This window comes from Vibrio sp. SALL6 (genome assembly GCF_002002385.1).
In the GTDB taxonomy this organism is placed as follows: Bacteria; Pseudomonadota; Gammaproteobacteria; order Enterobacterales; family Vibrionaceae; genus Vibrio; species Vibrio parahaemolyticus.
Genome location: NZ_MQVK01000020.1, coordinates 122185 through 135174 on the forward strand (window position 1 = coordinate 122185; position 12990 = coordinate 135174).

Consider the following 12990-nt stretch of genomic DNA (forward strand, 5'->3'; position numbering starts at 1 on the left):
CCACGATTTAATTTTTGGAGACCAATAATGAAACCAATTCTACCTGATTACAACAGCGCTGGTGTGCTCATCATCGGTGATGTCATGCTAGACCGTTACTGGTATGGCCCAACTGGACGTATCTCGCCAGAAGCACCAGTACCTGTTGTAAAAGTAGAAAACAATGAAGAGCGTCCGGGTGGTGCTGCGAACGTTGCGATGAACATCGCGTCACTAGGTGGTCATGCTCACATTGTTGGTCTGACTGGTGAAGATGAGCCAGCAAAAGTGCTAACGGAAACACTCAGCGCATTGAACGTGAAGTGTGATTTTGTTGCGCTGCCTGATTATCCAACCATCACTAAATTACGCGTTATGAGCCGTGGCCAGCAACTTATCCGTCTTGACTTCGAAGATAAGTTTGAGAATACCGATGCGACCCCGGTTCTGTCTCGAATGGATGCAGCGCTACCAAACGTGAAAGCGGTGATCATGTCTGACTACGCAAAAGGCTCTCTAGAGCACGTTCAAGCGTACATTCAGAAAGCGCGAGCAGCGAATATTCCTGTTTTCATTGATCCTAAAGGTGCGGACTTTGAACGTTACCGCGGTGCAACTCTACTGACACCAAACATGAAAGAGTTTGAAGATGTGGTCGGTAAAGTAAAATCGGATCAAGAGCTGGTAGAGAAAGCTCTGGCACTTGTTGAAGAGTTTGATTTTGAAGCGCTATTGGTAACACGTAGTGAGCACGGTATGACGTTGATTCGTCGTGGCCAAGAGCCATTCCATCTACCAACGCAAGCGAAAGAAGTCTACGACGTAACAGGTGCTGGTGACACGGTGATTTCTGTACTTGCAGCATCGGTTGCGGCAGGTAAATCCTTTGAAGAAGCGTGTGCACTTGCTAATGCAGCTGCTGGCGTTGTCGTGGGTAAACTGGGTACGTCGACGCTGTCTGAAATTGAATTGGCAGAAGCGGTTCATGGCAGTCAAGATACCGACTTTGGTGTCATCTCAGAAAAAGCACTGATTGAAGCGGTGAAAAAAGCACGTGCTCGTGGCGAGAAAGTCGTTATGACTAATGGCTGTTTTGATATTCTTCACGCTGGTCATGTGTCTTACCTTAACCATGCTGCTGAGCTAGGTGATCGCTTAATTGTCGCAGTAAATACTGATGAGTCTGTAAAGCGTTTAAAAGGCCCTGGTCGTCCAGTAAACCCAACCGATCGCCGTATGGCAGTATTGGCAGGTTTAGGTGCAGTTGACTGGGTTGTACCGTTTAGTGAAGATACGCCACAGCGTCTGATCTCTGAAGTGCTGCCAAGCATGTTAGTTAAAGGCGGTGACTACAAACCAGAAGAGATTGCCGGTGGTAAAGAAGTGATTGCAGCAGGTGGTGAAGTTCGTGTTTTGAACTTTGAAGATGGTTGCTCAACCAGCGAAATCATCAATGCAATTAAAGGCGGCAAAGGCTAAGCCTTACTGCTTTGAACAACACTATCTGGAAGGTCGCTGCAAAGCGGCCTTTTTGTTTTTCTATGCTTGCTGTCCTACGTTCTGGTATAGCAATGCATTTGCGAGATAATCGCTATGCGTACAATGTTAGGTACTTTGCATCGAATGATAGACAACAAAAAACGCCAGTTGAAGAATCAACTGGCGTTTTAATTTCGTTGTATAACTGAACGTTATTTCGCTGGTTTCAAACCTGCATCCACATCCAAGATGTCTTGTTCGCTTAGTGTACCAACCGCTTGGCGAAGCTGAAGAACACTCAGGATGTAGTTGTAACGAGCGTCTGAAAGGTTTTTGTTCGCATCGTATAGACGACGAGTTGCGTCTAGAACATCAACGATAGTACGAGTACCTACATCAAAACCAGCTTCTGTCGCTTCTAGCGCAGATCTCGCTGAAACTACCGATTGCTCATACGCTTTTAACGCACCAATAGAAGCGTTGATGTTGTTGTTTTGCGCACGAACATCTTTCACTACGCTACGGTACTGAGCTTCAAGATCTTCGCTTGCTGCAACGTACGCAAACTCAGCTTGTTTGGTTTGTGATGTCACGTTGCCGCCAGTGTAAAGTGGCACTGCTAGGTTAACGCCAATATTGAAGTTATCCGTCGTGTTATCACGAGCACTGTTTGAAGTATCACCGTAGTTGTAACCACCGTCTAGAGACAGTGTTGGTAGGTGACCAGAGCTAGCTAGTGAGATGTTGTCGCGCGCGATGTCTTGAGAAATACGAGCTGACAATAGGCTAAGGTTCTTCGTTTTCGCTTCTTCGATCAATGTTTCAGCTGGGCTGCTAGTGCGAGTCGCAGAGAAACGGTTAGTATCAAGAACGTTTAAGTTTTTGTGTTCTTGACCTGTGATTTCACGTAGCGATTCGTAGCTGTTGATCAGGTCATTTTCTGCCAACACTTCATCCGCTAGTACTGCATCGTACTGAGCTTGTGCGTCGTGAACGTCAGTAATTGCCGACAAACCAACTTCAAAGCGTTGTTTTGTTTGTTCTAGTTGGCGACCAACGGCTGCTTTTTCTGCACGAACGAAGACTAGGTTGTCTTGAGCGCGCAATACTTCGAAGTACGCTTGAGAGACACGAAGGATCAAACCTTGTTGGGTTGCTGCGTAAGTTGCGTCTGCTTGACGAGCGCTTTTCTCTGCTGTGTCTAGAGAAATCCAAGATGCACGGTTATAAAGTGTTTGAGAAAAGCTAACACCAGCGGTTAAGGCGTCTTGATCGTTTGATGATTTGCCTAAAGCGCTATCGTCGTAGTCGGTGTCGCCACGAGTTAGGTTGTAACCCGCAGTTAGGTTGATTTGTGGTAATAGAGCACTACGGCTAGAGGTGATTGCTTCAAAAGCTCGGTCACGCTGTGCTGCTACACTGAGCAATTGTGGATCATTTTGCTTTGCTAAGTCGTAGATTTCAGCTAAAGAATCTGCCCATGCAGAAGAACTTATGCCACCTAGCGCTGCACTGATAAATAGTGGAAGCAATTTTTTCATTTTCTATTCCCGCGGTCAATAGATTGGTTAATTCTCAGTAGTTTAACTCAATTTGAACGATATTTACTCTAAAGTTTGCACTTTTTTACACGTAATTATCCATCTGTGCAATAAATTTTTGACTCAGACTTAAAATAAATTATAACTATTGTACAAAAAGTTGAGCCAAGTCCTTTGAGCAAGTGATTAACAATGAGTAAACTACAAGATTCACTCAGAGAGGTGTTGAATGCAACAGTGTGACAAACGACAAGATGAGTTTACTTCACAAGACGTAGAAATCATCTCGAAAGAATCTGTGTTTGAAGGCTTCTTTAAAATGGTGAAGTACCGTTTTAAGCATAAGCTATTCGCTGGTGGTTGGAGCGACGTGGTCGAACGAGAAATGTTCGAGCGTGGCCATGCCGCAGCAATGCTGCCCTACGATCCTAAAACGGATCAAGTGGTTATCATTGAGCAGATCCGCATTGGTGCATTGGAACATGAACACCCTTGGCAGCTAGAAATTGTCGCCGGTATGATCGATCGCGATGAATCCGCAGAAGAGGTGATTCGCCGTGAAGCCGAAGAAGAAGCAGGCATTACCGTAGGGCGAGTGGCATCAGTCACGTCTTATTATCCTTCTTCCGGTGGATGCTCTGAAAAACTGGATGTGTTTGTTGGTGAAGTTGATGCTTCTAAAGCGCACGGCATTCATGGTTTAGACTATGAAGATGAAGACATTCGAGTTCATGTGCTAAGTCGTGAACAAGCGTACCAAAGGGTGAAAGACGGAATATTTGAGAATGGTGCTTCTATTATTGCGTTGCAATGGTTGCAATTAAACCATCAAGAGTTGAGGTCACAATGGGGATACCCCCAAATAGTGGAGAGTAAGTAATGGCGCAGGTGGCTGAAAAACAGCGATATCATGTTGATTTAGCGGGTCTGATGAGAACCTATGAGACCAATTACGCTAAGTTAAATGCCTTACTACCTGTCTCTGCTGAGGTTGGGGATGTACGTTGCTATCAAGCGGCGAACATGGTTTACCAACTGACCGTGAATGAAATCACAAAATACACCACAGTTGTTGAGATATGTCAGAGTGATGAAACGCCAGTGTTTCCTTTGCCGACGATGTCTGTCAGGCTTTATCACGATGCGAGAGTGGCTGAAGTATGCTCAAGCGGAGAGTTCTCACGCATTAAAGCTAAATATGATTATCCCAATGACCAGTTGATGCAGAGAGATGAAAAGCATCAACTTAATACGTTCCTTGGTGAATGGCTGACGTTTTGTTTACGAAGTGGCATTAGTAGAACGCCGCTTGCCTTCAATTGATCGTCACGTCATTCAAGGAAAATAACAAGAAACTATAGAGTGAACGAATCAGGTTTTCATTTTGCAATCATCGAATGACAGCATCAAACTTTTACAAATCACGGATACTCATCTGTTCGCTGCAGACGAGGGAAGTTTGCTGAGCGTAAAAACAGCCGACAGCTTTTCTGCTGTGGTTAACGAAGTTTTGCGCCGCAAAGTGGGGTTTGATTACATTTTAGCGACTGGCGATATTTCACAGGATCATAGCGCCGAGTCTTATCAACGATTTGCTGATGGCATTGCGCCGCTGCAAAAGGATTGTTATTGGCTGCCGGGAAATCACGATTACAAACCCAATATGGGCAGTGTGTTACCTTCACCACAAATTCAAGCGGCAGAACATGTGTTGCTGGGTGAAAAGTGGCAATTGATTTTGCTTGATTCTCAAGTAGTAGGCGTGCCTCATGGGCGTTTAAGCGATCAGCAGTTGACTCTTTTGGAAGAGAAATTAACGGAATTTCCTGAGCGTCATACACTGGTTTTATTGCATCACCATCCTTTGCTGGTGGGGAGCGCTTGGCTTGATCAGCATACGTTGAAAGACGCAGAAGCGTTTTGGCAAGTTGTGGATCGATTCGACAATGTAAAAGGCATTTTGTGTGGGCATGTTCATCAAGACATGAACGTAATACACAAAGGTATTCGAGTGATGGCAACACCATCAACGTGTGTCCAGTTTAAGCCGAATTCCGATGATTTCGCGCTTGATACCACATCCCCAGGTTGGCGTGAGCTAGAACTGCACACCAACGGCGACATCACAACCCATGTCGACCGTTTACCAGAAGGCCAATTCCAGCCAGATTTCTCTTCCAACGGATATTAATGATGCCCGAGCTCTAAGTTCGGGCTCGCTTTTTCATGCGAGACTTCTATGAGTAAACCTTCACTTCTATTGTACATCCACGGTTTCAACAGCTCACCGCTCTCAATGAAAGCCAATTTAATGAGAGAATATTGCGCGCAGCATCGTCCGGACATCAAAGTCATCGTTCCACAATTGCCTTGCTTTCCTGAACAAGCCGCTCAATTGTTGTTGGATATTGTTGAGCAATACAAAGACGACTACAACATTGGCTTAGTGGGTAGCTCGCTTGGTGGTTACATGTCGACGTGGTTAAACGCGAAGTACGGTTTTAAAGCGGTTGTCGTGAACCCTGCAGTTAAACCTTATGAGTTGCTTGTTGATTATTTGGGGGAGCAAACCAACCCATACACGCATGAAACCTATACACTTGAAGCTTGTCATATTGACGAGTTAAAAGCTCTTGATGTACAAAGCATCGCGTCGCCTAACTCTTTCTGGTTGTTACAGCAAACCGAAGACGAGGTTTTAGACTATCGCCAAGCGGTAGATAAGTTTGCAAAAGCTAAGCAAACGGTAGAACAAGGCGGTGATCACAGTTTTGTAGGCTTTGAGCGTTATCCTGCTAAGATTATCGAATTCCTTGAACTGTAATACTAATGAGACGATTGGAATAGGCTCATAGTTTTTATTGATATATCCAACTGTTTCTTGACATAGGCGGTATGCTTTCCGACTATGTTTTGCCTAAAGATCTTAAGGGTCATCGACCCTGGCTACGTTGTTATGCATCAGATTTATAAACACTTAACGATGCTGACAGGGTAGCTTTTTCGTTTCCTGAGTATGTGCTTACCGATAGGTAAGACTTGGGTAACAAGTAAACTTTGAGAACAATTCCGTATTATGACTGAACAATATAATGCTGGTGCCATTGAAGTACTGAATGGCCTTGAGCCAGTACGTCGCCGACCAGGGATGTATACGGATACAGCGCGCCCAAACCACTTGGGCCAAGAAGTTATCGATAACAGTGTCGATGAAGCGCTAGCCGGACATGCCTCAAAAGTACAAGTCATCCTACATGCTGACCAATCACTAGAAGTGATCGATGATGGTCGAGGCATGCCAGTTGATATCCACCCTGAAGAGAAAGTATCTGGTGTTGAGCTGATCTTATGTAAGCTCCATGCGGGTGGTAAATTCTCCAACAAAAACTACCAGTTTTCAGGTGGTTTGCACGGTGTAGGTATCTCAGTAGTAAACGCGCTGTCTAAGCGAGTTGAAGTGACGGTACGTCGTGATGGTCAAGTGTACGAAATTGCTTTTGAGCACGGTGACAAAGTATCAGACCTTACTGTAACGGGCACATGTGGTCGCCGCAATCGCGGTACTAGCGTACACTTTTGGCCGGATGCGAAGTATTTCGATTCAGCTAACTTCTCTGTAACTCGTTTGGTGAACAACCTACGAGCGAAAGCGGTACTTTGCCCAGGTCTAGAAATTACGTTTACCGATAAAGTAAACAACAAAGACTACCAGTGGTACTACGAAGATGGTTTGAAAGACTATCTAGCCGAAGGCGTAAAAGGTTACCCAGTACTACCAGAAGAACCGTTTACAGGGGAGTTTTCTGCAGATACAGAAGCAGCAAACTGGGCAGTAATCTGGCAGCCAGAAGGCGGCGAGATGATCACCGAAAGTTACGTGAACCTTATCCCAACAGCTCAGGGTGGTACACACGTAAATGGTCTTCGCCAAGGTTTGTTGGATGCGATGCGTGAGTTCTGTGAATTCCGCAACTTGCTACCACGTGGTGTGAAGCTAACGGGCGATGATGTTTTCGACCGTTGTTCGTACGTGTTGTCGGTTAAGATCCAAGATCCACAGTTTGCTGGTCAGACTAAAGAGCGTCTCTCTTCTCGTCAAACCGCTGCGTTTGTCTCTGGTGTGGTAAAAGATGCATTCAGTCTGTGGCTAAACGAAAAGCCTCAACTTGCAGAGCAACTAGCGGAAGTGTGTATTGCTAACGCGCACCGTCGTATGCGCGCAAGCAAGAAAGTCGTACGTAAAAAAGTCGCATCGGGTCCTGCCTTGCCAGGTAAGCTAACAGACTGTTCCGTACAAGACTTAAATCGCACCGAAATCTTCTTCGTGGAGGGTGACTCGGCGGGTGGCAGCGCGAAGCAAGCCCGAGATCGTGAATTCCAAGCGGTAATGCCACTGCGTGGTAAGATCCTAAACACATGGGAAGTCTCTGCCGATCAAGTTCTGGCGTCTCAAGAAGTGCATGACATCTCGGTTGCGTTGGGTATCGACCCAGACAGCGACAACCTTGACAGCCTACGCTACGGTAAAATTTGTATCCTTGCCGATGCGGACTCGGACGGTCTTCACATCGCAACGCTATTGTGTGCTTTGTTTACTCGTCACTTCCGCGCGCTCGTTGAAGCGGGTCATATCTATGTAGCAATGCCGCCTCTGTATCGAATCGACTGTGGTAAAGAAGTCTTCTACGCCCTCGATGACGATGAAAAAGATGGCATTCTAGAACGTTTGTCGAAGAAGAAAGCCAAAATCAACGTACAACGATTCAAAGGTCTGGGTGAGATGAACCCAATTCAGCTACGCGAGACCACAATGGATCCGAACACGCGTCGTTTGGTTCAACTTACGATCGACGACTCTGAAGCCACTATGGAAATGATGGACATGCTGCTAGGTAAAAAACGCGCAGATGACCGTCGTTCTTGGCTACAAAACAACGGCGATTTGGCAGAGGTTTAACGGATGTCTACAGAAATTACCTACGATGGCGTTGAACAGTTGCCAATGCGCAAGTTCACTGAAGACGCTTATCTGAACTACTCGATGTACGTAATCATGGACCGTGCATTGCCATACATTGGCGATGGTTTAAAACCGGTTCAACGACGCATCATTTACGCGATGTCGGAGCTTGGTCTTTCGGCATCAGCAAAATACAAAAAGTCTGCACGTACCGTTGGTGACGTGTTAGGTAAATACCACCCGCATGGTGACTCTGCATGTTACGAAGCGATGGTATTAATGGCGCAACCATTCTCTTACCGTTACCCACTGGTTGATGGTCAGGGAAACTGGGGTGCTCCGGATGACCCGAAATCTTTCGCGGCAATGCGTTATACCGAAGCGAAACTGTCGAAGTTTGCAGAAGTATTGCTTGGTGAGTTAGGTCAGGGCACTGTGGAATGGCAACCAAACTTTGATGGCACGATGAAAGAGCCTCAAATGTTGCCAGCACGTCTACCTCATATCTTGTTGAATGGCGTAACGGGTATCGCGGTTGGTATGGCGACAGATATCCCACCTCACAACGTTCGTGAAGTGGCTGACGCAACTATCCATCTGATCGACAATCCGAAAGCAGAATTGCCTGAAGTTATGCAGTTTGTGAAAGGTCCAGATTATCCGACAGAAGCGGAGATTATTTCGCCTCAAGCGGAAATTGAAAAGATCTATCGCAACGGCCGTGGCAGCATCAAGATGCGTGCAGTATGGCATAAAGAAGGGTCAGACATCGTCATCACGTCGATTCCACATCAAGTGTCTGGCTCGAAGCTGCTTGAGCAGATCGCAAACCAAATGCGTGCGAAGAAGCTACCAATGGTAGAAGATCTTCGTGACGAATCGGATCATGAGAACCCAACTCGCATCGTAATCGTGCCACGTTCGAATCGCGTTGATTGCGATTTGCTGATGAACCACTTGTTTGCATCTACTGATCTAGAGCGTAGCTACCGTGTTAACTTGAACATGATTGGCTTGGATAACCGTCCTCAAGTGAAAGGTCTCGTACAGATCCTATCTGAGTGGATTGAGTTCCGCCGCAGTACCGTGCGTCGTCGTTTACAATACCGTTTAGATAAGGTGATGGCTCGTCTACACATCTTAGAAGGTTTGTTAGTTGCTTACCTCAACCTAGATGAAGTGATTGAGATCATTCGTACCGAAGACGATCCAAAAGCGGTGTTGATGGAACGCTTTGGTATTACCGATATTCAAGCCGATGCGATTCTGGATACCAAACTTCGTCATCTAGCGAAGCTAGAAGAGATGAAGATCCGTGGTGAACAAGACGAACTCGAGAAAGAGCGTGAGAAGCTAGAGCAGCTGCTTGGTTCTGAGCGTCGTCTGAACACACTGCTTAAGAAAGAAATTAAAGCCGACGCAGAGAAATACGGCGATGACCGTCGTTCTCCTTTAGTTGAACGTGCTGAAGCAAAAGCACTGACTGAGCGTGACCTAGTACCAAGTGAACCAATTACCGTTGTACTGTCTGAAAAAGGTTGGGTTCGTCATGCGAAAGGACACGATGTCGATGCGGAAAGCTTGAACTACAAATCAGGCGATAAATACTTGGCGCATGCGCGCGGTAAGAGCAGTCAGCCGGCGGTCTTCCTTGGCAGCGATGGTCGAAGTTACTCGCTTGAGTCGCACTCGTTGCCATCAGCACGTAGTCAAGGAGAGCCGATTACTGGTCGCTTGAACATCACGGCGGGTAGCAGTATTCGTCAGGTGATCATGAGCGAAGAAGATCAGCTATGGCTGGTGGGCTCCGATGCTGGTTACGGCTTTGTGTGTAAAGGCGCTGATTTGCTATCGAAGAACCGTAGCGGTAAAGCGTTGGTTACGTTGCCTGCAAATTCTGAAGTGATGACGCCAAAAGAAGTCGGCGATCTGGATTCAGATGAGATTCTCGCGATTACCAACCAAGGGCGTATGTTGTTGTTCCCAATTAAAGACTTGCCGCAATTAGCGAAAGGTAAAGGTAACAAGATTATCAACATCCCAGCAGCTAAAGCGAAAGAGCGTGAAGAAGTGTTGTCCCACTTAATCGCGTTGCCGCAAGGTGCTTCTTTAACCTTGTACGCTGGTAAGCGCAAGCTAGGTTTGAAACCTGCTGATCTTGAGAACTTCCGTGGTGAGCGTGGTCGCCGAGGTAGTCTGCTGCCAAGAGGCTTACAGAGAGTGACGCGAATTGACGTTGAGCTTGGTGAGTCGAGCAGCACTGAAGAATCGATCGAAAGCGAATAAAACGAATAGAAACAAAAATCCCAGCCATTGGCTGGGATTTTTTTATGCTTCTTGTTTGTCTTCGGCGATGGTGACTTTTAGAGTCATTTCCTTGCCTTTACGAATGATACCAACGTCGACAGAAGTGCCTGGGCGTAAATCCGTGACGATATCCATCACGCTTTGACGGCCCTGAACTTTATTGCCATCGATACTGATAATGATGTCTTGTTTTTCAAAGCCTGCGGCACTTGCTGGACCATTTGGGTCGATACCTAAAACAACGATACCGCCAATGTGCTCGTTTCCTAGTAAACGGGCCGTCACTGCATTGATGTCTTGCCCATCAATACCGATGTAGCCGCGAATCACACGACCATCAGCGATGATTTTCTGCATAATTTTGCTGGCGAGTGGGGCAGGGATTGCGAATGAGATACCGTAGGTTTCAAGATCGGTTGCCTGCTGGAAAGATGCGGTGTTGATGCCTACCAATTCACCTTGAGTATTCACCAATGCGCCGCCCGAGTTACCTTCATTGATTGCCGCATCAGTTTGGATGAAGGCTTGACGACCATCGCTAATAGAAGAGCGACCTGTCGCGGAAATAATGCCGAAGGTCGTGGTTTGCCCTAAGTTGTATGGGTTACCAATCGCTAAAACGACATCACCAACCTGAGGTTTGTATTCGGAATTCAATGGGATGACAGGTAGGTTAGAACCTTCAACTCGTAAAACGGCAATGTCCGTGCGTTTGTCGGTGCCAACAAGTTGAGCGGCAGCAGCTCGACCATCTTGCAATGCAACAACGACTTGGTCTGCTTGAGCTACCACGTGATAGTTGGTAATGATATAACCTTTTTCGCTGACGATAACCCCAGAACCCAGCCCTTGTGTCGAGAGTTTACTGCGATCGTTTTCAACGTATTTTCGGCTGTAGATATTCACAACCGCTGGCGCCGCTCTTCTTACGGCTTGGTTAAACGACAACTCAAGAGATGCGATATTTTTCGGTTGTTGGTCGAGCGCGACAGGAATAACGTTATTGCGCAATGATGGAACTGCGAGCAGTACAACGGCAGCGGTTGCTAAGCCTAAAAAGACAGAACGTAATAAAAAGCTAAGCATATCCTCTCCATGCATGAGCGCCAAAATGGCATAGAAAGGTGAAGAATAGCATTACATTTAAAAATAACAAAAGGGCAGTGCGTGATCGCACTGCCCTTTTAATAATCAGATTGATAGTAAGATTAACTCTTCGAGCTTCATCACCAAGAGTGATGGTTCAATCGTCTGGGTTTGCCCTGATTTTAGAGGCTAGAGACTATCGAATCACCAAGTAGATAGTGCGTTCCCCTCGTTGAATATTTAGTGCAAGCACACCTTTGTGTTTATCAACAATAGAGCGAAGCTCCGCAAGGTTTTTCACTCGTTGACGATTGACGCCAATAATGATGTCACCCTGCTTTAGCTGGTATTGCGCGGCAGGTGAATTCTCTGCAACACTGGAGACTTTTACCCCTTGGATGGCATCACTCGGTGTAGTGTTACTTAACTCTGCTCCTTTTAGGCCTTCATGCAACGTTTCTGCTTTGGCTTTCATGTTGGTGGACTCGCCAAGAGTCACGTCAAACGACTTGCTCTTACCATCACGAATAACGCCTAGCGTGATCTTCTTACCCGCTCCTAATGTGGCGACTTTGGCGCGCAACTCAGAGAAAGTGTCGATTGACTTACCGTTAACTGATACAACCACATCACCGGCTTTTAGACCCGCTTTGTCCGCTGCGCTATCGGGCACGACTTGGCTGATGAATGCCCCTTTACTTGACTCGTAACCCAGTGCTTCTGCCAGCTCAGAGGTCACTTCACCACCTTGAACGCCCAACATGCCACGTTTTACTTCACCAAATTCTAAAATCTGCTCAGTGAGGTTTCTCATCATGTTCGATGGGATCGCAAAACCAATCCCGACGTTGCCGCCATTTGGTCCCAAAATGGCGGTGTTAATACCGATCAGCTCACCGTTAAGGTTTACCAGTGCACCGCCAGAGTTACCACTATTGATTGCGGCATCGGTTTGGATGAAGTTTTCGAAGTTCTCCACGTTTAAACCACTACGACCCAGTGCAGAAACGATACCCGAGGTGACGGTTTGGCCGAGGCCAAATGGGTTGCCGATAGCAACAGTAAAGTCGCCGACGCGTAACTTGTCAGAGTCGGCAATCTTAATCTGAGTTAGATTTTTCGCTTTTTCTAATTTCAGCAATGCGACGTCTGCCATCTCATCACCGCCAACGAGTTCTGCATCGTACTCGCGGCCGTCATAGAGGCGCACTCGAATTTCATCCGCGCCTTTTATCACATGATAGTTAGTGACGATGTGCCCTTTTTGGGCATCAATAATGACGCCAGAGCCCAATCCGCGGAATGGACGCTCTCGAGTTTGCTCCATCGGGAAGTCAGGGCCGAAGAAGAACTGAAATTGTTCCGGAATACGACTGGTTTGAACTTGTTTACCCTCAACCGCAATGCTCACGACTGCTGGGGTCACTTTTTCTAGCATCGGGGCTAGGCTTGGTAATTGCTGGCCATCAACACTTAGAGGCAGTGCTGCCGTGGCCGTTATCGGCGTGATAATAGAACTCAAACTTAAAGATAGAACGGTTAGCGCAAGCAATGGCTTTTTCATCCAGTAACTCCTCTTGAAACATGTCTGCCAAAAAGAAATATCCGCACTTTACACCAATAAGAATAAGCGTTTGG

The 12990-nt window shown here is 46.5% G+C and carries 10 protein-coding genes; 7 read left to right on the forward strand and 3 right to left on the reverse strand.

What is annotated here, in order from left to right; translation table 11 throughout:
• Positions 1-27 precede the first annotated feature (27 nt).
• Entirely contained in the window at positions 28-1458 is a 1431-nt protein-coding gene (hldE, locus tag BIW15_RS12575; protein WP_005497052.1) for a bifunctional D-glycero-beta-D-manno-heptose-7-phosphate kinase/D-glycero-beta-D-manno-heptose 1-phosphate adenylyltransferase HldE, read from the forward strand.
• 212 nt (positions 1459-1670) lie between these two features.
• Here hldE and vpoC read toward each other — a convergent pair whose 3' ends face one another.
• A complete protein-coding gene (gene vpoC, locus BIW15_RS12580; protein ID WP_023584966.1) occupies positions 1671-2999 on the reverse strand; it encodes an efflux RND transporter outer membrane protein VpoC in 1329 nt (442 codons plus the stop codon).
• Between the two features lie 229 nt (positions 3000-3228).
• Between vpoC and nudF the strand changes: the two genes are divergently transcribed.
• From nudF to parC, 6 genes are all read left to right on the forward strand, one after another.
• Positions 3229-3879, forward strand: a complete 651-nt coding sequence (nudF, locus tag BIW15_RS12585; RefSeq protein WP_077281126.1) for an ADP-ribose diphosphatase — start codon at positions 3229-3231, stop codon at positions 3877-3879.
• Entirely contained in the window at positions 3879-4322 is a 444-nt protein-coding gene (locus BIW15_RS12590) for a DUF1249 family protein (protein WP_005482022.1), read from the forward strand. The genes nudF and BIW15_RS12590 overlap by 1 nt, the downstream gene beginning before the upstream one ends.
• Positions 4323-4383: 61 nt before the next feature.
• Complete coding sequence (cpdA, locus tag BIW15_RS12595) at positions 4384-5190, forward strand: 3',5'-cyclic-AMP phosphodiesterase (RefSeq protein WP_017449192.1); 807 nt, start codon at positions 4384-4386, stop codon at positions 5188-5190.
• 48 nt (positions 5191-5238) lie between these two features.
• The gene (gene yqiA / locus BIW15_RS12600; RefSeq protein ID WP_015296221.1) at positions 5239-5823 is read left to right on the forward strand and encodes an esterase YqiA; all 585 of its coding nucleotides are present in this window, start codon (positions 5239-5241) and stop codon (positions 5821-5823) included.
• Positions 5824-6075: 252 nt separating this feature from the next.
• On the forward strand, positions 6076-7956 hold the full coding sequence (gene parE, locus BIW15_RS12605; protein WP_005457157.1) for a DNA topoisomerase IV subunit B: 1881 nt from the start codon (positions 6076-6078) through the stop codon (positions 7954-7956).
• A gap of 3 nt (positions 7957-7959) precedes the next feature.
• Complete coding sequence (parC, locus tag BIW15_RS12610) at positions 7960-10245, forward strand: DNA topoisomerase IV subunit A (protein WP_024700365.1); 2286 nt, start codon at positions 7960-7962, stop codon at positions 10243-10245.
• A gap of 42 nt (positions 10246-10287) precedes the next feature.
• On the opposite strand, the gene degS is transcribed toward parC, so the two are convergent.
• Together degS and BIW15_RS12620 are read right to left on the reverse strand one after the other, a co-directional pair.
• Positions 10288-11352 carry an outer membrane-stress sensor serine endopeptidase DegS gene (gene degS / locus BIW15_RS12615; RefSeq protein ID WP_005490480.1) on the reverse strand — a complete coding sequence of 355 codons (1065 nt, stop codon included), beginning with the start codon at positions 11350-11352 and terminating at the stop codon, positions 10288-10290.
• 196 nt (positions 11353-11548) lie between these two features.
• Positions 11549-12916 carry a Do family serine endopeptidase gene (locus tag BIW15_RS12620; RefSeq protein ID WP_005457169.1) on the reverse strand — a complete coding sequence of 456 codons (1368 nt, stop codon included), beginning with the start codon at positions 12914-12916 and terminating at the stop codon, positions 11549-11551.
• Positions 12917-12990 lie beyond the last annotated feature (74 nt).

What these genes read in the sequence shown, in the direction of transcription:
- parC (WP_024700365.1), top strand. Translation starts at nt 7,960, where the DNA reads ATGTCTACAGAAATTACCTACGATGGCGTTGAACAGTTGCCAATGCGC.
- degS (WP_005490480.1), bottom strand. Translation starts at nt 11,352, where the DNA reads ATGCTTAGCTTTTTATTACGTTCTGTCTTTTTAGGCTTAGCAACCGCT.
- BIW15_RS12620 (WP_005457169.1), bottom strand. Translation starts at nt 12,916, where the DNA reads ATGAAAAAGCCATTGCTTGCGCTAACCGTTCTATCTTTAAGTTTGAGT.
- yqiA (WP_015296221.1), top strand. Translation starts at nt 5,239, where the DNA reads ATGAGTAAACCTTCACTTCTATTGTACATCCACGGTTTCAACAGCTCA.
- BIW15_RS12590 (WP_005482022.1), top strand. Translation starts at nt 3,879, where the DNA reads ATGGCGCAGGTGGCTGAAAAACAGCGATATCATGTTGATTTAGCGGGT.
- parE (WP_005457157.1), top strand. Translation starts at nt 6,076, where the DNA reads ATGACTGAACAATATAATGCTGGTGCCATTGAAGTACTGAATGGCCTT.
- nudF (WP_077281126.1), top strand. Translation starts at nt 3,229, where the DNA reads ATGCAACAGTGTGACAAACGACAAGATGAGTTTACTTCACAAGACGTA.
- hldE (WP_005497052.1), top strand. Translation starts at nt 28, where the DNA reads ATGAAACCAATTCTACCTGATTACAACAGCGCTGGTGTGCTCATCATC.
- vpoC (WP_023584966.1), bottom strand. Translation starts at nt 2,999, where the DNA reads ATGAAAAAATTGCTTCCACTATTTATCAGTGCAGCGCTAGGTGGCATA.